Here is an 18,939-nt window from a genome sequence, read left to right as displayed (position 1 = left end):
TTCTTCCGGAATGTCTTACCCTATCGTTTCATTAGATTAAGGAAGGAACAATGCCCCTTGTGGAATTACCTGCTGCTTCTGGCTGGAACTCTCCCATAGCAAACGAAGATTGGCATCTCCTTCATTCTCATAATATTCAATTTGGATATCATAAAGCGTTCCGGCTGTGAGTGGGATACTTCCTTTATGAAGGGTTGCACTTTGATTTTTCCAATTGTCGATGATCAGCTTTCCGTCAATCCAGACACGGACTCCATCATCAGAGGATGCCGAAATCGTATATTTTTCACTGAATTTGGGTTTGAGTTTCCCTTTCCAGCGTACAGAAAAGTGATCTTCATTTATCTCTGAGGCAGGAGACCCGCCATGCCAATTAAAATCAATCTTACGGTCATTGCGGATAAGTACCGCTTCTCCCTCTAAATCAGTATTGTTATAGTATTCTCCAGTTAAACCCGTTAGGGTTACCGGAGTTACGGGTGCTATCGAAGGATCTCCTGTTGTGAAAACATAGTCCTCTCTTGATACTATAAACGAGTCTTTCATAAAGCTTTTAATTGACTGTAGCGTATTATTTTCTGTCAGTAATTTTCCCCAGGTCATCATATAGACCCATTTATTTTGTTTCTCAGTTAATACATCCGGGTTCGGCAGTTGCCCACTCTCCCCGATTCCGATAGGTTTACCCTCGGCCAATGCGAGCAGATCCTCATAGTAGGACTGTTTATAATCGTTATTGTAGATATCCGCAGCCAGAACATCGAGTTTATCCCCACCGGGATAATATGCAGCATATGGATCTGACCATTCATTCGGCGCATTCGGATTCCACACCCACAGTAGATTATTTAGCTTGTGTGTGTTTACAAAACGATCATAGACAATACTCCACAGCTCTGAAAAATTGTCCTTTTTCCCCCACCAAAACCAACCACCATTCATTTCATGGTAAGGTCGCCATAAGACCGGAACTCCGGCATCACGCAGCTGACCCAAATATCCAGCAACCTCGTCTAGATCTGAGATTAGCCTCTTATACTGAGCTGTCCCAGGTGTAACATAAGCATTAAATTTCTCTTGACTGAGACTTCTGTTTACATTGGACCACTCTGGAGAGGTTCCCGGTAAGCTCTGATGGAAGGTCATCGCTACAATGCCACCCTCTTGATGCCATTCAATTGCACTGTCTATAACAGCTTGCCGCTGTTCTGCGATCGTCTCTTCGGATTGATTATTAATCGCCCCTAATTCATAACCATGTAGAACAGCATTTTGTCCCGAAGTATTCTTCAGCTTATGAACCAGTTCATCTGGACTTTCTAGATAATCATGCTGGCCGGACAAGATCCCTTTGCCACGTAGATTTACCAAATTACTTAGCAGTTGCTTGGCTTCTTCAGAAGCCGAAGGATTACTTGGTATAGCCGGAGGTAGGGAGGAAGATACACTCATAGCCTTCGGAAGACTTTTAACCTCTCCCCAAGGCAGCAAGGAAAAAATAATAAAGACCGGTAACATAGTAAACAACAATCTGTTTTTCTTATAATATTTACGCAAATAAATCCTCCTTTCGGTAGCTGTACTGCCTCCACAGGTGTTAAAAACATACCTGTTATCGGACAATCGTCTTCTGACCTAATGAGGACTATAGCTTAGTAGCTCTGCAATAACGCAGAGCCACTAAGGATCGACCTTTAATTTTCATCAATCAGGAGACATCCGGAAGAAAAAGTGCACTTGCTGGAACTGTCTCTTTAGCTTGACTAGCACTTTCCCACATCAAGCGGACTCTCGCATCGCCTTCATTCTCGTAATACTCCACCTTGATATCATATAGCTGGCCAGCCTTCAGCGTTATAGTGCCCTTACGCTCAGTACCACTTTGCTTAGTCCAACTATCAATCACGGATTCCCCATTCACCCAGACACGGATACCATCATCTGAGGTAGTGTAAAATGTATATTGCTCATTATATAATGGCTTAATTTTACCGCTCCAACGTATGGAGAACCGATCAATCCCGAGAGCGGCATCCGGGGAGCCTTGCCGCCAATTGAAATCGATTATTGCATCAGTTCTGTTAAGAGCTGCTGCTCCCGACAATTGCATGTTGTTGTAATACTCTCCTGCAAGCCCCTTCGCGAGAGGAATTGCTGCCTCCCCCTCTTCTTTAGAAGGTGCCGGCGCTGGTGCGGCGCTAGGTGTCGGTGCCAGACCAGTATTTAATTTATCTCTGGTCAGGGTATAGTTGCTATTCATAAATGTTTTGATTGTGTCTGCACTGTTATTCTCGTAAAGCATTTTTCCCCAGCTCATCATATACGTCCATTTACTTTGCGATTGCTGAAGCTTCTCCAGATTAGGCATTTCACCATTTTCCCCGATCGCAATCGGTTTGCCTGCGGCTAGACTCAATAAGCTGTCATAGTATTTTTGCTGGTAATCATTTTCGTATATATCTGCTGCCAGAATATCTACTTTATCAGCACCTGGATAAGTTAGCGCATAAGGATCTGACCAAACATTGGGAGCATTCGGACTCCATACCCATAACAAATTATTTAATTTATGAACGTTAACAAAACGGTCATACATAATATTCCATAGTTTAGAAAAGTTATTTTTCTTCCCCCACCAGAACCAGTTCCCGTTCATTTCATGATAGGGTCTCCAAAGCACCGGAACGTTGGCATCGCGCAAGCTTTTTAAAGAGACGGCCACCTTATCAAGCTCAGCGATCAGATTGTTATATTGCTTGGTACCCGGTGTAACGTAACTATCGAACTCACTCTGGCTAAGTGTTTTTTTCACATTATCCCAGTCATAAGAGGTGCCCGGCAGGTTAGCATGAAAAGTCATAGCTACGATCCCGCCCGCTTTATTCCAGTTGATGGCGCTGTTCACCACATTTTGACGTTGCCAAGCCATCGTTGCTTCGGACTGGCCACTGATCGCACCCATTTCATAACCGTGAAGAGCCGCATATTGTCCGCTGGTTCCCTTCAGCATATTGTTAATTTCATCTGGACTTTCTAAATAGTCATGTTGACCGGCAATAATACCTTTTCCTGAGATCGAGTAAAAATAGTTAAGCAGCTTTACTGCTTCAGGTGAGGCACCTGGGGTAACTGGCGTTCCAGAATTTGAAGCAGCTATGACAACAGACGGCGAAATTCCAACAGCAAGCGGAAGTGCAGTCAGAAACAGGACGAGTGACAGAAATGCACCAAACAATCGATACGTACGGTAAGCTTTCAAAATAATCTCCCTTTCGGTAGCCAGGCTGCCACTCTTTCGAAGGCCCTATAGCTTTGCGTCCCTACCTTTCGATAGGTTTGCCTTTTCAATTTAAGAGAAATAATCTCTCTTACCGTAAGTATCGACGACAATTAATGATATATTTAGTGTTTTTATGACTTTTTTTGATAATTGAGTCAATTTACCTGTTTCAAGAAATTTTGAATTGGTTAAATAGATAGGTTAGACCTATGAAATGAATTGTTGTAGTTCTATATCATTCCAGTCTAAAGTAATACGTATGTTATCTTCTTCTACTAATTCAGACCCCGTCTGTACCTCTATAAACTCAACATCCGTCAAAGCAAGGATCGCGTGCTTCGTTCCTTCCGGTATACGTACCACGTCCCCAGCCTTCACATTATGTTTTTTCTCATTCAGCACAATACTTGCTTCGCCGCTGACGATTGTCCAAATTTCACTACGCTTGCGATGTAATTGATAGCTGATATTATTCCCCTCGGATATAAAAATCCGTTTGGTCAGCACTTCATTGCCTTCATCATATTTCACATAATCAATAACTTTGTAATGACCCCAACGGCGTTCCTCGTACATCGGTCTTTGTTCAAAGGTCTTCAGCACTTCTTTAATCCGTGGGCTCTCAGCTTTATGGGTAACTAGAATCCCGTCCGGGCTAGCCGCAATGATCAGATCCTTCGCACCAATTACCGTAATCGGAATGTCCAGCTCATTAATCAAGCAAGTCCCCTCAGAATCCGCCGTCACAAAACCTTTTCCTACATGCTTGCTGCTCATTTCCTCTGTCAGCGTATTCCACGTTCCAAGATCCTTCCAGAATCCATCATACGGCTGCACCACAATATGTTCTTCTTTCTCCACCACTTCATAATCAAAACTGATGGAAGACAATAGCTTATACTGCTTCTGCAATTCTTCATATCCTAAAGGCAACCCTTTACGCTGCAAAATATCTAACAAGTACCCTAAGCGGAAGGCAAACACTCCGCAATTCCACAAGGCATTTTGCTCGATGAGCTGTTCTGCTTGTATGCGGTCAGGTTTCTCTTGAAAGTGACTCACCTTCATAAAACCATTTTCCCCCGCCTCTTCGGTGGTAGGAATAATATATCCGTATTTCTCTGAGGCATGTTCAGGAACAACACCCATTAGAGCCAGATTTGCTCCACTTTCCAGCATGGTCCCCTCAAGCATAGCTATGGTATCGAAAAAAGATGCTTCTACATAAGGGTCAACAGGCAATATTGCTACCGTCTCCGCTGGAGAAACACCTGCCACTGAATAAAGATAGGTAGCTGTTAAGGCGATAGCCGGAAAAGTATCCCGACGCTCCGGTTCAACGATAATCGGCACATGACTTCCCAGTTGGCTTTGTATCATTTCTACTTGGCCACGGCCGGTGGCCAGATAAGATGATTCTGCCATCCCTGCTTCCTCCAGCTGTCTCCAGACACGTTGTACCATGGATTCTGGTTCACCTTGAGGGCTTTCAAGTACCTTTAGAAATTGCTTTGAACGTGAGTCGTTGGACAACGGCCATAACCGTTTACCTGAACCGCCTGATAGAAGTACCATTTTCATAGAATGAACCCTCCTTGAATTATGGAAATCGAGCATATTTGAATTGTTATCAAAACGTCAGCTTCCACTTAGCCTTATTTCGAGCGGATGCACTAAAAAAATTTGTTAGGTAGAAACCACTCCAAGGGATTTTGGACTTCCGATCGCTGTTATCCTCAGATTTCCTGATTGAACCGCTTCTCGCGGTAGAAATCCGAGGATAGCATATGCTTTCGAAGCTAGCTTTCCTACGGAAATCTTTCGGGCGAACACTCCGTTTCTACAGTTCCAAATTCCCTTTCCGTTCTTAACCTAACCAACTTCTTCTTAATACTTGATCCGTGCGTACCGGGCTGTACCAGCCGGAAGCAAGCACGTTTTTCTAAAGATTTGTTTCTGCTCTGGGGGAGGCAGCTGCAACTGCAATAACTGTAAGAACAACTGCAACTACAAGAGCAAGACTAGTTGCCACCACAGAGACAATGACAACTACAAATGCTACTGCTACTGAGTATATAATCAGAGTACCTAACTTTATAAATTGCTTAGAAACTTAAGATAAGGGAATGGAGTGACGGAGGGGAATTTTGGAACTGTAAGAGCGATAGCGTCCGCCTTTGTCTGCGGATTTCTACCGCTATCAGCGGTAAAATCAGGAAATCTGCAGACAACAGAGGCTGGAAGTCCAAACATTCTCTGGAGTCACGGCTCATCCCTAAATAGAAAAATCACAAGTTCAATCAATATAACTTAGATTAAACCGCTCCAGCCACACTAGCAGAATAACCGCTCAATCCACCCATCTGCGGGCGGCCGACAGAATGATAAACGAGGCCGGTACCCTCGATTTGCTCCTTGGAATACACATTGCGTCCATCGATCAGCACCCCATTGCGCATGCTTTTCGCCAGCTGATGCAGATCAATATCCTTGAGTAGGCTCCAATCGGTCAAGAGGCATACGGCATCGCTGCCCTCAGCCGCTTCCTCAGGCAGATTGCACCAGCGAAGCTGCGGATGATCATATTGCTGCCTGAAATTTGTAGCTGCGATTGGATCATATAGTTTGACTGTTGCCCCTTCAGCCACCAGTGCCTCAACAATCTCTCTGGCGGGAGCTTCGCGGACATCATCAGTATTAGGCTTAAAGGCAAGCCCCCATATCCCAATCGTCGAACCGCGCAGGCTGCCAAGTGATTCATGCAGCTTGGAGATGATCATAAACCGTTGTCCCTTGTTCACTTCGACTACAGATTTCAATAATTTGAATTCGTAATCGACGTTGCCCGCAATTTGAATGAGCGCATTAGTGTCTTTCGGGAAACAGGAGCCTCCATAACCGATACCAGCCTGCAGGAAGGATGACCCGATTCTTTGGTCCATACCCATTCCTTGTGCTACCTCGGTTACATCAGCTCCCACTTTTTCACAAATATTGGCGATCTCATTAATAAAGGAAATCTTCGTGGCCAAAAATGCATTCGAAGCATATTTGATCATTTCAGCACTGCGTATATCTGTTACAAATACATTTTCTGTGAAACCCTTATGAAGCTCGCGCATGGTTGGTTCCAGCTCTGGATTATCAAGGCCAATGATAATTCTATCAGGATGGAGGGTATCGCGAATCGCTGACCCTTCACGTAAAAACTCAGGTGCAGACACGATATCAAAAGAATGTTGGGTATACTTAGAGATCATTTGAGAGATTTTTTCATTTGTTCCTACTGGAACTGTAGATTTAGTCATTATAATTTTGTGCCCTTCCATCGCTTTGGCGATTTCAGCGGCTGCACCCTCAATGTAGGTTAAGTCTGCTTCACCGTTAGGCAATGATGGCGTACCTACAGCAAGAATGATAATATCTGAACGGCGCACCGACGCTTGGAGATCTGCAGAAAAAGATAACCGTTCCTCACGAAGATTCAGTTCAATCAGTTCCTCGATTCCCGGCTCATAGATGGGCGATTCCATCTGTTTCAGCTTCTTAATCTTTTCCTCGTCCTTATCCACACAGATGACATGATGTCCGCCCAGTGCAAAGCACACGCCAGATACAAGACCCACATACCCAGTACCGATTACTGTCAGCTTCATATAATCATCCTCCTTTTAGAAAATTGACGTACGCCTGCTCAACATACTGCTTGAACTTAACCATAAACGCCTGCTCATCGAATTTACGTGCATGCTCCATAATTTGATCGATATCCCAAGCGTAGGACTCTACCTCATAAATAGCCTTAAGTAGATCCTCCACTTCTTGATGCTGAAAGAACACACCATTTACATAAGGAATAATAGTATCTAGTGCCCCACCTGCTTGATAAGCAATTACCGGTCTTCCTGCAGCGTTCGCTTCCAGCGGTGTAATTCCAAAGTCCTCTTCTCCTGGAAAAATAAATGCTCTACACTGTGCCATCATTCCAGTTACTTGTTCATCTTCTAGCCGGCCCAGAAACGATACATTATCCTTAGCCATGCCTTCGAGACGCTTGCGATCCGGTCCATCCCCTACGATATAAAGCTTAAGACCGTTACGATTGAAAGCCTCTACTGCCAGATCAATCCGCTTGTAGGAAACAAGCCGGGAGACAATTAAATAGTAGTCACCAATGGTAGAAGAGCTTGTAAACCGGGCTGTATTAATCGGTGGAAATATGACATCTGCATCCCTGTGATAATAATTCTGAATTCTCGTCTTCACTACTGAAGAATTGGCTACGAACTGATTCACATTTTTGGAAGTCCGTTGGTCCCACGTTTTGAGCTGCTGCATGTATACCTTAAGCATTTTTTTGAACAGCCCGGAATTCGACTGACGTTCCATGTAGGTGTCATAATCCCATGCGAAGCGCATAGGCGTATGGCAGTAACAAAGATGAAACGTATGTTTAGGAACTTGAATACTTTTCATAAAAGCACTGCTGGAACTCAGGACGATATCGAAACCGCGAAAGTCCAAATCACGGATGGCCATTGGATAAAGTGGCAGCACCCCTTTAAAATTGGTCTTTACCCCCGGAATCTTTTGCAGCCAGGAGGCACGGATATCCGCATCTTTGAGATTGTCAGTAAGGCGGCTTCCGTTAAAAACCGTTGTGTAGATTGGAGCCTCGGGATACATGTGATGAAAGACTTCCACCACTCTTTCCGCGCCGCCCATTTGGATTAAGTAATCGTGCGCTATCGCAATTTTCATGTGAATCATCCTCAAAGTTTTATGGAGCATCATCTTCAGAATTACCGCGTCATCTCATCTGTCAGGTGCCCGCCAACAAACCTTTATAGTAGTCAACGATGTCCTTGACCGTATTCTCGATAACAAAATGCTCTTTCACTCGTTTCATCCCATTGTCCGCCATCCGCCGTCTTTCCTCTGGGTGATCCAGCATCCATTTAATGGAGTCTGCCAGTATCGCCGCGTCACCAGGCTCTATCAGTAGCCCTGTCTCACCTTGAACTACAATTTCTACCGGCCCGCCTTCATTGGAGGCGATCACCGGCAATCCCGCTGCCATTCCTTCAACGATAACTTGGCCAAAAGGCTCAGGAGTTACCGAAGTGTGAATCAGTAAATCAGCAGTATTCATAAGGCCTTGGATATCATCCACATGCCCTAGCATGCTTACATTAGTAAGCTCGTCGTTTTTTATCTTTTGCAGCAATTCCTGCTTATAGGCCTCTTCTCCAAACAGAGCGTCTCCGGCCAGCCAGAATTTCACACGAGGTTCATTCTTAAAGCTTTTTGCGGCTTCCAGCACAATATGCTGACCTTTCCAATGCGCCAATCGACCAACTAGCAGTACGTTAAAATCCTTCTGGTCCCGCATACCGATCCCATTACCAATCGCTTTAGCGAAAGCGGAGTATACGACCAGCGTTTTTTTGGAACGCGGCAGCTCCAAAGCATTCAGCGTAGAATGTGAATTTGCGATGACTCCATTGGGCAGCAGACGCGACAGCAAACGAATGCCTTTGGCAACGATAGGCTTTAAATAAGGAGCTCCAATATGATCCCGGATGTGCCAGATCAATGGAACGCCCGCTATTTTTGCAGCGATGGCTCCGTATAATGCAGATTTCAGGGAATTGGTGTGCACACAATCTACCTTCTCCGCTTTTAAAAGCGGCGCAAGCTTGCGGCCATAAGCCAACAGCTTGAAGGCTGCAGCAGGTGCTCCCAAGTTGACTGCATTTCTACCACGACTTCTGATGCTCTCATCCAGCGGAATAATACGGACATCCATTCCTTTTTCACGTAGCCGTTCAGCCAGGGCACCATCCTCAGCCAGGATTACCAGGGGATCGATCTGTTCTCCAATATGGGTAAGGATGTTAAACAGGGCAACTTCTCCACCACTCCATTTAGCAGTGTGATCTATATAGGCCACTCTAAGCATTACGTGGTCACCTCCTCTCCTAAGGCTTGTAGGAACACGGATTCTACTTGATCCGTAACATGCTCCCAGGTGTATCTCTCCAGTACATGCTCCCTACATTCATCCCGGCTCGGAAGCAGCTTTCGATTGCTAAGCATATGGATCATGCCTTCAGCCATGTGGTCGCTACTTGAACTCTTAAATAGCAGCTCCGGCCGGAAGCCTTGCAAAATTTCCTTATTGCCGCCAATCGGTGTAGCCATCACTGGCAATCCTGAAGATAAGGCTTCAACGGTAATCAAACCAAAGCCCTCCAATGCCTGTGAGGGAACCACGAACATGTCCGCTGCCTGATAATAAGAGGCCAGTTCATGATCAGGAATGTAGCCTAGCAGCCTTACCTTGTTGCTTAAGCCATAGTCGGCGATCTTTTCTTCCAGTTCCCCCCGCAACGGCCCTTTACCACCAATCAGCAGAATTGCATTCGGGAATCGCTCCGCAACTTGCTTCCAGGCTTCAAGCAGCTGGAGTAGTCCCATCCGATTGACCAACCGCCGGACAGTCAGCACGGTTGTTGCTCCCTCAGGTAAATTCAAGGTTCGGCGAATCGCCAATCGATTCGTAGCGGGGATAAAACGTTCCACATTAGCTGCGCCTGGAATCACAATAATTTTGTGTAGTGGCACTCCGTGCAGCTTATGGAGAATATCGCGGAACGTCTCACTAAGCACGATGAACTTATCCGCAAGCTTATAGGCTCTATGTTCAATGGATTTGGCGATGGTTGTTTTGACCCGGTGCTTAATGCCTTGGCCTTCGATTTTCATTTCTTCATTCCATGGGCCATGAAAAGTCATCACTACAGGAATCCCACGTTTCTTTGCTTCCAGGGCTGGACCAATACCATAAGGAGCAAAGTGAGTGTATAAAATATCTATACGGCCACTGCCCTCTCCCATCAGATCGGCCGCCTTACGCTGGAAAGCATCCTTACGTTTCCAGATCCCATCTTTTGGATCTCCGGCATTGTGAATAATCAATTCCTCAGGGGTAGCAGGCGTCTCTTGACTGCAAATCAGCGCATGCACCCGATTACGTGAGGAGAGTTGCTCGCAAACGGATTTGAAATACGTGTTAAGCCCACCCGGCTGTAGCGACGGCCAGCTAAGGCCTGTCGTCATAATGTTCAATCCGTCACTGTACGGCATAGCTTCTCTCTCCTTTATTCTCCTTCTCGGTCTGACTCGTCTTCGCATTGTGCTGAGTCAGCTTTCCCGATCTAATTAATTCGTAATGCTTGAAGCCGACCATGAATTCATACATGACCCAGAATACGGATACTCCGAAACCTGACATTCCCTTCTTGAACAACCCGTGTAAGAAATACTTTTGCAGGAAACGGGCTGGTGGTCTTAACAGCAGATGACTGACCCGAAATCGTTTGCCCTTGGCATACGCACTTTCAGCTTCCAAGTCAGTGTACTTATTGAAACGTGCCACATGATCGTTAATACTGCGGTAACCATAATGCCAGAGGGTTCCTGTCAAACGTATGGTTCGCTCTTCAGAGACCTCGGGCATCTCGTGCACCAAGCTATTTCGAATGCCATACGCTTTGCGGTTGTAAAGGCGCACTAGATATTCGCCACGATCCAGCCATCTGCCCATAAAATCACCGATCCGGTAGATAGAATAGGCAACCGATTGATCCATAAGCCCCGGTTTCAGTTCAAGAATACTCGCGGCCAACTCGTCGCTGACCACTTCGTCAGTATCAATAAGGAAGACCCAATCATGAACCGCGCGTTCTACTCCGAACTCCCTCTGTTTCGCATATCCGGGCCAAGGGTTGACGTATACACGACAATTCAAGCTTTCAGAAAGCTGTACTGTCCCGTCTTTGCTGCCTCCGTCAATCACAACCACCTCGTCGGCGAATAACCTGCAGGATTGTATGGCCTTAGATATTCGAACTTCGTCATCCTGAGCGATGATGACAGCCGATATTGGATAATTGCCTTGGCCGCCTACCACGCTTTTTACTGAATCCATGAAGGTTTCCTCCTTTATCTTTCGCATTATCCATTCATATCCATAGGTTTCTTGCGAATGTAAGAATTCATCGTCGTCTTCATCCACTGAATGTCCTCCCGGGTAATGAGCAGCCGCGGAAGTTTAACTTTTAAGGTGTACTTTATATTGAGAACAATGAAGAAAAATCGCAGGATTGCTGATGACAACATCGCTATCCCTGCTCCGAGTAAGCCAAATTTAGGGATGAGCAGGAACAACATTGGGATAACCAAAAGTAAGCCGAAACCTTGAAGCATCGAAACCACTTTTGGCTTGCCTAACGCCATAAATGCCTGCGCCAGAATGATCGTCCCTCCGCTAATGGTCACTTCAAGGAGCAATAAGCGAAACACGGTTAATGCCGCATTGAAGTCTTTGCCGTACATCAACGGAATTACTAAAGGGGCTAAGAGCATCAGGAATACTCCGCCAAGCATGGTGAAGGTCGTACTTATTCGGAAGGCTTTGAATGTTAACTCAACTGCCTGTTCTTTGGACAGCTCAGAAGCCTTAGGAAACAACACGATCGTAATTGAGCTTGAGAAAAAATTAACCATTCGTGATAGACTCACAGCCACTACATACAGCCCCAAATCAGCAGGTCTTAACAAACCGGCAATTACGATCTGATCGATATAGGTAGAGAAATTGCCAAGCAAGTCATTGCCGTAGGAACCAAGCCCGTAAGTAAACAATCTTTTTAAATTCTGATAGGCCCCTCTCATCTTCACCTTATAGGTACGAAGCAAGGAAATCGTCATTCCGATAAACAGCGGCGCTCCCGGAAGAAGATAGGCAACTGCAGTTGTAAATGGATTCATCTGATCCAGCGCGATCAATATCCCGATCATCGTCAGTGTAAGCAACGGCACTAGATAGCGAATCCAATTAAACCTCTTGTATTCGCCTCTGAATTGAAAAGCTGCATTGTTAATTTGAGAGATCACTATAATCGGACACAGAATCATAGACCACTGAGCAAAGGTCACGACCTCCGGACTGAAGGATTTCAGCCAATAAGGCAAGACCACGATACCTATAATCATCGCTATGACTCCAAAAATGGTACCGAGCAGCAATGCCATACGATAAAGCACTCCGGCATCCTCCGGATTTTTCTTAGCGTTATAGATGAGAGCTGAAGGAATGCCAAAGCTCATGCTAAACGCCAGAAACTGTGACCAGTTAATCATTGCCGTCTGTTCCCCACGACCTGTCGGTCCAAGATAACGTGCGGTCAGTACACCAGTTAACATGTTAATCAATAGGATCATGACACTGACAAACATAGTTTTTACGGCTGCCGAGCTGTTGTCCTTGCTCTTGGCGAACAGTCTAAAAGATGACCAGATTGTTCTAGCGGGGAGAGATTTTGCATTCAACTGCTGCATACGGTGTTCCCTTCCTTCTACTTTGAGTAATCTCCCTTGCGCTGAGGCCAAGACCGATCAGCATCCAGATTAAGTATCCCTTGAGTCCGGGAAACCCATTATCTGAAACTAGACTGACAATCGCACCGGTCCAAGTAGCTAACGCAAGTCGGGCGTAGGGCTGCAATTGGTCCCTGCTGATTACTCTAGCGAATATCTGTTTGACAACTGCGCCTAAAGCTCCGAAGAAGAAAACAGCACCCAGAACACCAAAGGTAAGCAGTAAAGCGATAACTCCGTTATCCATAATTCCGTACTCTCCAAGCTCGCCGTCATTACCAAGCTTAGTCCCTTGGCCTACACTACCAATTCCCTGACCTACTGGATTGGCGGCAACCATCGGCAGCATGTTTTGCCATAAGCTTAGCCGTTCATTATAAGAGTGATCTTCTTGAACAGAAGAAAGTGTCTCTACCCGAGCAACCAGTCCTTCGGCACCAGGCAACTTCGGCACAACCCAGAACAACGCAGCAGCCACAAAAACTAATTGGATCAAGGTTTTCCACTTTCCCTTAGAAGGAGAGGTTCCAATATACATGAGCAGCATCACCAGGAGTATCAGCCATGCCGCACGTACCAAAGTAGTCAGCAGGCAGATTACAACTAGCAGAACGCCGATCCAGCGCAATGTTCCCCGCCATTTTTTCTCCAGTATCATCGGAACTAAAGCAAACGCTAAGAAGGTTGCAGCCGGTCCGGGCGAATTCAGCGTAGAGAACACTCGGATTTCCAATGGATATGGATTTCCGATGGACATCATATCCGCATGTTTCATCCAGAACACATCCCAAGGTGGCACCGTCAAATACTGAACAATCCCGTAAATGGCAACTAGGACTGCAATATTGGCAAAAGCGGTAAGCAGTCGATCGATATCCTTCGGCTTGAACTTCGTGACGGCAAAGTACGGCAATAACAGCAGTGGCACAATATAATTCGCTAAGTCATAAACTGAGCCCATGCCATTCTTAGCCAAACCGATTAAAGCACCATAACCCAGCGCAACTGCGAACATTAACATGATCCGCGTGGAGGCTTTTTGAATATTATGAATCTCCTTCAGCAGCGGAATGATCAAGGTTACACCGGTTAACAAGGGAGCTAAGCTCAGCAAGGATACAGAGTGATACACTCCTTCTGACCAGTCAGCAATGCGGCGCAGCTCTGGAGCTACGGCCCAGATTAGCAAGGTATAAGCAACCAGCATTTTCGGTCTAAGTATGGCTAACAAGAAAGCTGGGAATAGGATGGCTGAGAGAATGGCTCCCTGCAGACTGTTCGATGAACTCAGCATCGCACTGGAGAAGCCGATGATCAGCGGAAGAGAGACACCTACAGCAGCAGTCCCCCCTATTAATCCAACTGTCTTGATGAACCTAAGTGATGGGGGCGTAAATACACTCATTCCAAGCCTCCTTCCTTCACCTTATCCCGCTTACGCAGTTCCTTAAGTAATAAAAGTAGAAATTGTGCATCGTCCACAAGATATCTTTTCCAGAGCCGGCCCGGCTCCTGGCTAAGCCGCCAGAACCATTCGAACCCTGTTTTTTGCATGAAGCTAGGCGCTCGTTTCACTGAGCCTGACAGAAAATCAAAGGTCGCTCCCACTCCGATCGATATCGGAGCTTGATAAGAGGTATAGTGGCGGTAAATCCACTTTTCCTGCTTAGGTGCTCCTACACCAACAAACACGATATCTGGCTGGCACTCTGTCAGCATTTCTATAATGCGTTCATTCTCCTCCTCATTGTGCTCGAATCCATAGGATGGAGAATAACAGCCAACCACATTTATTCCGGGATGTGCTGTTTTCAAATTCATCGCTGCCCGTTCCGCCACGCCTTCAGCTGAGCCTAAGAAGAACAGCCGGTACTTCCTTTGCTCAAAGGCGTTGCCCAATCGATTAAATAGATCCGCGCCGGATACCTTCTGCTTAAGCGGCTTGCCTAGCATTTTGGATGCCCAGATCAGTGGCATTCCGTCAGCAACAACTGCGCCTGCCTTCGAATATACCGTTTGAAATTCTTTATCCTTACGAAGCTTGATCACATGATCTACATTGCAAGTGAGGATATAAGACTGATTCCTCTCCTGAATGGTTTTATCAATGTAATCAAGCAAATCCATGAAATCATAGTTATCAAAATTGACATCGAACATATTCACTTGACTCATCGTATCACTTCTTTTTGTGGGGAATCGGTTGGCTGTGAAGATCGATACAGGCAGTTCAGGTACCAACAGAACGGAATAATAAATTGGACCGTCGACAGCGTGTTATCGGAGAATGAGTAGATTAAAAACGCTGCAATAAATAACAGATAATAAGGTTTGATCGGCGGAGCCAATGCTCTGTACACCAGAATAAATACAGCCAATAAAGAGAACATCAACAGAATAGCGCCAATATATCCCCCATCGAAGTAAAAGCGGATATACTCGTTGTGCGGAACTACAAAACCCTTATACAATGTTCCATCATTTGCTACCGTCACTGCTCCAAGCCCTCTACCAGACCAAGGAGAGTCCGCAGCCTTGTTTAAGAAATACTCCCATGCCTCTGACCTTCCTGATAAATCAACAGCCGTATCTGTCTGTCTCTCAAAGGAACGTTTCTCAAAATTATCGAGCTGCCAGAAAACGGCGACCATAATCAGGAAAAATGCACCCATCAACGGAATTAGCAGATAGGTTCTGCCCTTCAAATATTGGCGGAGAATATCATAGAAGTAATAGAGAACGGTAAGTCCAAGTGCCAATATAGGCCCTCTTGTTCCTGTTCCAATCAAGATAAAGAAATTTAGAACTAACATGATATAGAAAAAGCGTGCTTGCTGCGGATTCCGCTTCACCTCTATAAATGGAATCGCTACTCCCATAAAGGCCAGCATCGCTAAATGCGCAGGAATATTAGCCCCCTGAATCCGTACAGCGCCTGTATACTCGATGTTGAGAAAATTATGAACATGCGCAAGCTGCAGCAACAAACCAACCACTACACTAACAAGGGGAAGCATACAGATAATTTTGATTTGCAGCTCGGCTACATTCTTTTTCCAGTTGATTAATAAAAATACGAATGGAATGGATAGACCGATAAAAGCTTTAACTGCAATGGATGAGGTCATTTCCGGCAGCCAGATCGAAGACCCAAAGGTAATCACCAGCAGCGCTACCATTGCCCACAAGGGGTGACTCAGACGAAACCGCAAGCCATTGACCAGAATACAAGGAACAAGCAGCATCACGATAACCAATTTATAAAGGGACAGTATCTCCATTCCGAACATGCTGCCATCATATAAAAAGTTAATCGATATTGCCGTCGTGATTAGAACGAAATAACTGATCAGTTCAGGCCGTGAAATCGAGATTCCCAGCAAAATAATCAGAAGCACGGCAGCTATCGCAATCATCGGCTGGTAGATGACCGCCGTTCCAAAGAACAGGGCCGACATGAGATAGAGCATCCCGTATGGCAAAACATTTAATTTGGAGCCCCACTCAAAATTTGTCATGTTAATCCCTCACCCCGCTGCGGAATGCCTCTCCCGATTGAGAATCATATGAAGCGTTCCACGAATACTCTCCAGCCTGCATTTATTCAAAAGCCTTCTTCCTTTACTTCTTGAGAGGATAGAATCAGCCAGGATATACACGAGCTTAGCGGCTGTCTTTCCCACTAGAAGCAGCTTGCCTTTTAGTCCTTCGCTTTTCATAGCGTTAGAGATGCCTTGGCTATAATAGCGCCTCATAATCCAGTCTTCCGTCAAACGGGCCGCCGGCACGAAATGGTCAACCGCCATTTCCGGATGGTAGAGGATGGAATGCCCTTCTTTTTGAATCTGTCCGAATAACCAGGTCTCTTCACCAGAGAGCAGAGAATCACCCTTTCTTCCGAGATCTAGGGGAAAAAGACTGATGTCGAATACGAGCTTCCGCATCGCCATATTGGCCCCACAAGGATGAAGTTGCTTGGGATATTCCTTAATCCGGCTACCTAAATCAACAATCGTGTACGGAAGCTCAAAGGGTTTAATCAACCAGTCCGGACGTTTACTTTCAAATATCGGAGCGATTTTGCCTCCCATAGCCATGACCTCCGGTTTACTCTCGAAAGTACTGACAATCGTTGTTATCCAACGCTGGCAAGGTATCGCATCATCATCGAGAAAGGCAATCAGCGGCGATTTGGAAGCCAGAATTCCTGTATTTCTAGCCGCTGAAAGCCCCTGCATCGGCTCCATCATGTAGCGGATATCCACATCAGCTCCATGCTTTCCTATAAACTTTTTGACGCAAGCTTCAGTATCATCCTTGGAACAATTATCCACAACAATGATCTCCGCCTGCTCTAAGTGATCCAGCTTTAAAAGTGACTGAAGCGTCTTGATCAATAAAGGTGCTCTGTTGTAGGTACAGATGATAATGGAAAGCTTAGGAACGTCTCCGTATTCACGCATCGGCATTCACCTAATTTCCACATTATTAATAAGCATCTTTTGAACCGAGTAACATCAGTCCGGTTTTAGCAATGATTTTTAGATCCAGCATGGTGCTCCGAATATGGATGTAGGTTAAGTCCAGCTGTACCATTTCGTCGAAGCCGACACTGTTTCGGGCATTTACTTGCCAATATCCGGTACAACCTGGAGTAACCGTCAAACGCTGTTTGTCATAATCCGTATACTGAGCCACCTCTTCTGGCAGCGGAGGACGAGGACCGACCAGACTCATTTGACCTATCAGCACATTCCACAGCTGAGGTAGCTCATCGATGCTCGTCTTGCGCAGGAATCTCCCTATTTGTGTGATCCGCGGATCGTTCTTAATCTTGAACATGGCACCGCTCACTTCGTTATAGGCCATCAGGTTTTCTTTTAACTCCTCAGCGTTACTGACCATGGATCTGAACTTATACATCGGGAATTGCTTTTCATTCTTCCCAACCCGGTTTTGCCGAAAGAACACCTTTCCTTTCGGATCCTCCAGCTTGATCAGAATCGCCACGACAACAAATAATGGCATTAACACGAGAAGACCAAGAGCGGAAAAAAAGATATCGATCATCCGTTTCATTATCAAATAGGACTCTGCTTCTTTCCTTCTCTCATCGGTATGCAGCATGTAAAGTTTCGGCAGGACCGCCTCGTAGTCTTCCGGCAGTTTTTGCATGCTCATCCTCCTCATCTAAAATTTTGCGAACTCAACTTAACTACTCAAGCTGGTTTGTCCCATTTTATTCAGCCATTCCGCCATTGCATCCATCACCGGATAGCGCAAATCTTCGCTTTGCAGTGCAAATTCAAGTGTTGTCAAAATATATCCAAGCCGCTCGCCGACATCATATCTTGTTCCGTCAAAATTATAGGCATATACCCGTTCGCTCTGATTCAGCTTCTGAATGGCATCTGTCAACTGGATCTCTCCGCCAGCGCCTTCTTCCATCAAATCGAGATACTTAAAGATCTTCGGCGTAAACACATACCGGCCCATGATCGCAAGATTGGAAGGTGCCGTACCTAGTGGCGGCTTCTCTACAAAATTGTTAACCCGATACAATTTACCGTCCTGCAAATCCGGTTCAATAATACCGTAACGATTCGTGAATTCATCAGGAATCTCTTGAACTCCGATAACCGAGTTTTGTGTTTCTTCATATTGATCGATCAGCTGCTTAAGGCAAGGTACGGCTCCTGTGACGATATCATCGCCTAACATGACACCAAATGGCTCATCTCCGATAAACCGTCTTGCACACCATACGGCATGCCCCAGACCCTTCGGTTCTTTCTGGCGGATATAGTGAATTTCTACCTTAGCTGAACGTTGAACCTCTTTAAGCAGATCCAGCTTTCCATCTTCCAGAAGCCTAGACTCGAGCTCAAACGCATTGTCAAAATGATCCTCAATGGCTCTTTTACCTTTACCAGTAACAATGATGATATCTTCAATACCGGAAGCAATAGCCTCCTCAACAATGTATTGAATGGTTGGTTTATTGATAATCGGAAGCATTTCTTTAGGCATGGCTTTCGTTGCAGGAAGAAAGCGCGTACCTAGTCCTGCCGCGGGTATGATTACTTTTTTTACCTTTTTCATCGCACTTTACCTCCTAAAAGTTTTGTGAGCATTAGCTTCAATGATTTGACTTCGTACAAAACTCACTTCGAAAGCATAAACTTAAGTTTTGTGAGCATTAGCTTCAATGATTT

General features: G+C 45.5%; 15 protein-coding genes and 1 riboswitch. All 15 genes read right to left on the bottom strand.

The window, feature by feature from the left end; translation table 11 throughout:
- Nucleotides 1–36 precede the first annotated feature (36 nt).
- The 15 genes from MHH89_RS26915 to galU all read right to left on the bottom strand — a co-directional run bounded on the left by MHH89_RS26915 (nucleotide 37) and on the right by galU (nucleotide 18,826).
- Complete coding sequence (locus MHH89_RS26915; RefSeq protein ID WP_341088570.1) at nucleotides 37–1,557, bottom strand: glycosyl hydrolase; 1,521 nt, start codon at nucleotides 1,555–1,557, stop codon at nucleotides 37–39.
- A gap of 151 nt (nucleotides 1,558–1,708) precedes the next feature.
- Nucleotides 1,709–3,259 (bottom strand): glycosyl hydrolase, encoded by a 1,551-nt coding sequence (locus MHH89_RS26910; RefSeq protein WP_341088569.1) that lies wholly within the window; start codon nucleotides 3,257–3,259, stop codon nucleotides 1,709–1,711.
- A gap of 12 nt (nucleotides 3,260–3,271) precedes the next feature.
- Nucleotides 3,272–3,351: riboswitch (cyclic di-GMP riboswitch) on the bottom strand.
- 136 nt (nucleotides 3,352–3,487) lie between these two features.
- Nucleotides 3,488–4,861: a sugar phosphate nucleotidyltransferase gene (locus MHH89_RS26905; RefSeq protein ID WP_076129262.1), complete on the bottom strand. Its 1,374-nt coding sequence runs from the start codon at nucleotides 4,859–4,861 to the stop codon at nucleotides 3,488–3,490.
- 734 nt (nucleotides 4,862–5,595) lie between these two features.
- The gene (locus MHH89_RS26900; protein WP_076129263.1) at nucleotides 5,596–6,936 is read right to left on the bottom strand and encodes a UDP-glucose dehydrogenase family protein; all 1,341 of its coding nucleotides are present in this window, start codon (nucleotides 6,934–6,936) and stop codon (nucleotides 5,596–5,598) included.
- Nucleotides 6,937–6,940: 4 nt separating this feature from the next.
- Nucleotides 6,941–8,041 carry a glycosyltransferase gene (locus MHH89_RS26895; protein WP_036676592.1) on the bottom strand — a complete coding sequence of 367 codons (1,101 nt, stop codon included), beginning with the start codon at nucleotides 8,039–8,041 and terminating at the stop codon, nucleotides 6,941–6,943.
- Nucleotides 8,042–8,102: 61 nt separating this feature from the next.
- Nucleotides 8,103–9,242, bottom strand: coding sequence for a glycosyltransferase family 4 protein (locus MHH89_RS26890; protein ID WP_036676593.1), 1,140 nt, complete (start codon nucleotides 9,240–9,242; stop codon nucleotides 8,103–8,105).
- The gene (locus MHH89_RS26885; protein ID WP_036676596.1) at nucleotides 9,242–10,429 is read right to left on the bottom strand and encodes a glycosyltransferase family 4 protein; all 1,188 of its coding nucleotides are present in this window, start codon (nucleotides 10,427–10,429) and stop codon (nucleotides 9,242–9,244) included. Before MHH89_RS26885 ends, MHH89_RS26890 begins: the two co-directional genes overlap by 1 nt.
- Nucleotides 10,416–11,273, bottom strand: a complete 858-nt coding sequence (locus MHH89_RS26880; RefSeq protein WP_038568901.1) for a glycosyltransferase family 2 protein — start codon at nucleotides 11,271–11,273, stop codon at nucleotides 10,416–10,418. The genes MHH89_RS26885 and MHH89_RS26880 overlap by 14 nt, the downstream gene beginning before the upstream one ends.
- A gap of 26 nt (nucleotides 11,274–11,299) precedes the next feature.
- Complete coding sequence (locus MHH89_RS26875) at nucleotides 11,300–12,685, bottom strand: oligosaccharide flippase family protein (RefSeq protein WP_076129264.1); 1,386 nt, start codon at nucleotides 12,683–12,685, stop codon at nucleotides 11,300–11,302.
- On the bottom strand, nucleotides 12,651–14,129 hold the full coding sequence (locus MHH89_RS26870; RefSeq protein WP_076129265.1) for an O-antigen ligase family protein: 1,479 nt from the start codon (nucleotides 14,127–14,129) through the stop codon (nucleotides 12,651–12,653). Before MHH89_RS26870 ends, MHH89_RS26875 begins: the two co-directional genes overlap by 35 nt.
- Nucleotides 14,126–14,899: a WecB/TagA/CpsF family glycosyltransferase gene (locus MHH89_RS26865; RefSeq protein ID WP_036676606.1), complete on the bottom strand. Its 774-nt coding sequence runs from the start codon at nucleotides 14,897–14,899 to the stop codon at nucleotides 14,126–14,128. Before MHH89_RS26865 ends, MHH89_RS26870 begins: the two co-directional genes overlap by 4 nt.
- Nucleotides 14,896–16,242 carry an O-antigen ligase family protein gene (locus MHH89_RS26860; protein ID WP_036676609.1) on the bottom strand — a complete coding sequence of 449 codons (1,347 nt, stop codon included), beginning with the start codon at nucleotides 16,240–16,242 and terminating at the stop codon, nucleotides 14,896–14,898. The genes MHH89_RS26865 and MHH89_RS26860 overlap by 4 nt, the downstream gene beginning before the upstream one ends.
- 9 nt (nucleotides 16,243–16,251) lie before the next feature.
- Complete coding sequence (locus tag MHH89_RS26855; RefSeq protein WP_036676610.1) at nucleotides 16,252–17,187, bottom strand: glycosyltransferase; 936 nt, start codon at nucleotides 17,185–17,187, stop codon at nucleotides 16,252–16,254.
- Between the two features lie 25 nt (nucleotides 17,188–17,212).
- Nucleotides 17,213–17,905: a sugar transferase gene (locus tag MHH89_RS26850; protein WP_076129267.1), complete on the bottom strand. Its 693-nt coding sequence runs from the start codon at nucleotides 17,903–17,905 to the stop codon at nucleotides 17,213–17,215.
- 30 nt (nucleotides 17,906–17,935) lie between these two features.
- Entirely contained in the window at nucleotides 17,936–18,826 is an 891-nt protein-coding gene (galU, locus tag MHH89_RS26845; protein ID WP_042185171.1) for a UTP--glucose-1-phosphate uridylyltransferase GalU, read from the bottom strand.
- Between the last annotated feature and the right edge of the window lie 113 nt (nucleotides 18,827–18,939).

The organism is Paenibacillus sp. FSL H7-0323 (assembly GCF_038002725.1).
Lineage (GTDB): Bacteria > Bacillota > Bacilli > Paenibacillales > Paenibacillaceae > Paenibacillus_AQ > Paenibacillus_AQ odorifer.
This window is presented reverse-complemented; position numbering and strand designations above follow the sequence as displayed.

Excerpts from the sequence above, each read along its gene's own strand:
- MHH89_RS26890 (WP_036676593.1), bottom strand. The coding sequence starts at position 9,242 with ATGCTTAGAGTGGCCTATATAGATCACACTGCTAAATGGAGTGGTGGA.
- MHH89_RS26875 (WP_076129264.1), bottom strand. The coding sequence starts at position 12,685 with ATGCAGCAGTTGAATGCAAAATCTCTCCCCGCTAGAACAATCTGGTCA.
- MHH89_RS26855 (WP_036676610.1), bottom strand. The coding sequence starts at position 17,187 with ATGCGTGAATACGGAGACGTTCCTAAGCTTTCCATTATCATCTGTACC.
- MHH89_RS26865 (WP_036676606.1), bottom strand. The coding sequence starts at position 14,899 with ATGAGTCAAGTGAATATGTTCGATGTCAATTTTGATAACTATGATTTC.
- MHH89_RS26880 (WP_038568901.1), bottom strand. The coding sequence starts at position 11,273 with ATGGATTCAGTAAAAAGCGTGGTAGGCGGCCAAGGCAATTATCCAATA.
- MHH89_RS26905 (WP_076129262.1), bottom strand. The coding sequence starts at position 4,861 with ATGAAAATGGTACTTCTATCAGGCGGTTCAGGTAAACGGTTATGGCCG.
- MHH89_RS26850 (WP_076129267.1), bottom strand. The coding sequence starts at position 17,905 with ATGAGCATGCAAAAACTGCCGGAAGACTACGAGGCGGTCCTGCCGAAA.
- MHH89_RS26885 (WP_036676596.1), bottom strand. The coding sequence starts at position 10,429 with ATGCCGTACAGTGACGGATTGAACATTATGACGACAGGCCTTAGCTGG.
- galU (WP_042185171.1), bottom strand. The coding sequence starts at position 18,826 with ATGAAAAAGGTAAAAAAAGTAATCATACCCGCGGCAGGACTAGGTACG.
- MHH89_RS26900 (WP_076129263.1), bottom strand. The coding sequence starts at position 6,936 with ATGAAGCTGACAGTAATCGGTACTGGGTATGTGGGTCTTGTATCTGGC.
- MHH89_RS26895 (WP_036676592.1), bottom strand. The coding sequence starts at position 8,041 with ATGAAAATTGCGATAGCGCACGATTACTTAATCCAAATGGGCGGCGCG.
- MHH89_RS26870 (WP_076129265.1), bottom strand. The coding sequence starts at position 14,129 with ATGAGTGTATTTACGCCCCCATCACTTAGGTTCATCAAGACAGTTGGA.
- MHH89_RS26860 (WP_036676609.1), bottom strand. The coding sequence starts at position 16,242 with ATGACAAATTTTGAGTGGGGCTCCAAATTAAATGTTTTGCCATACGGG.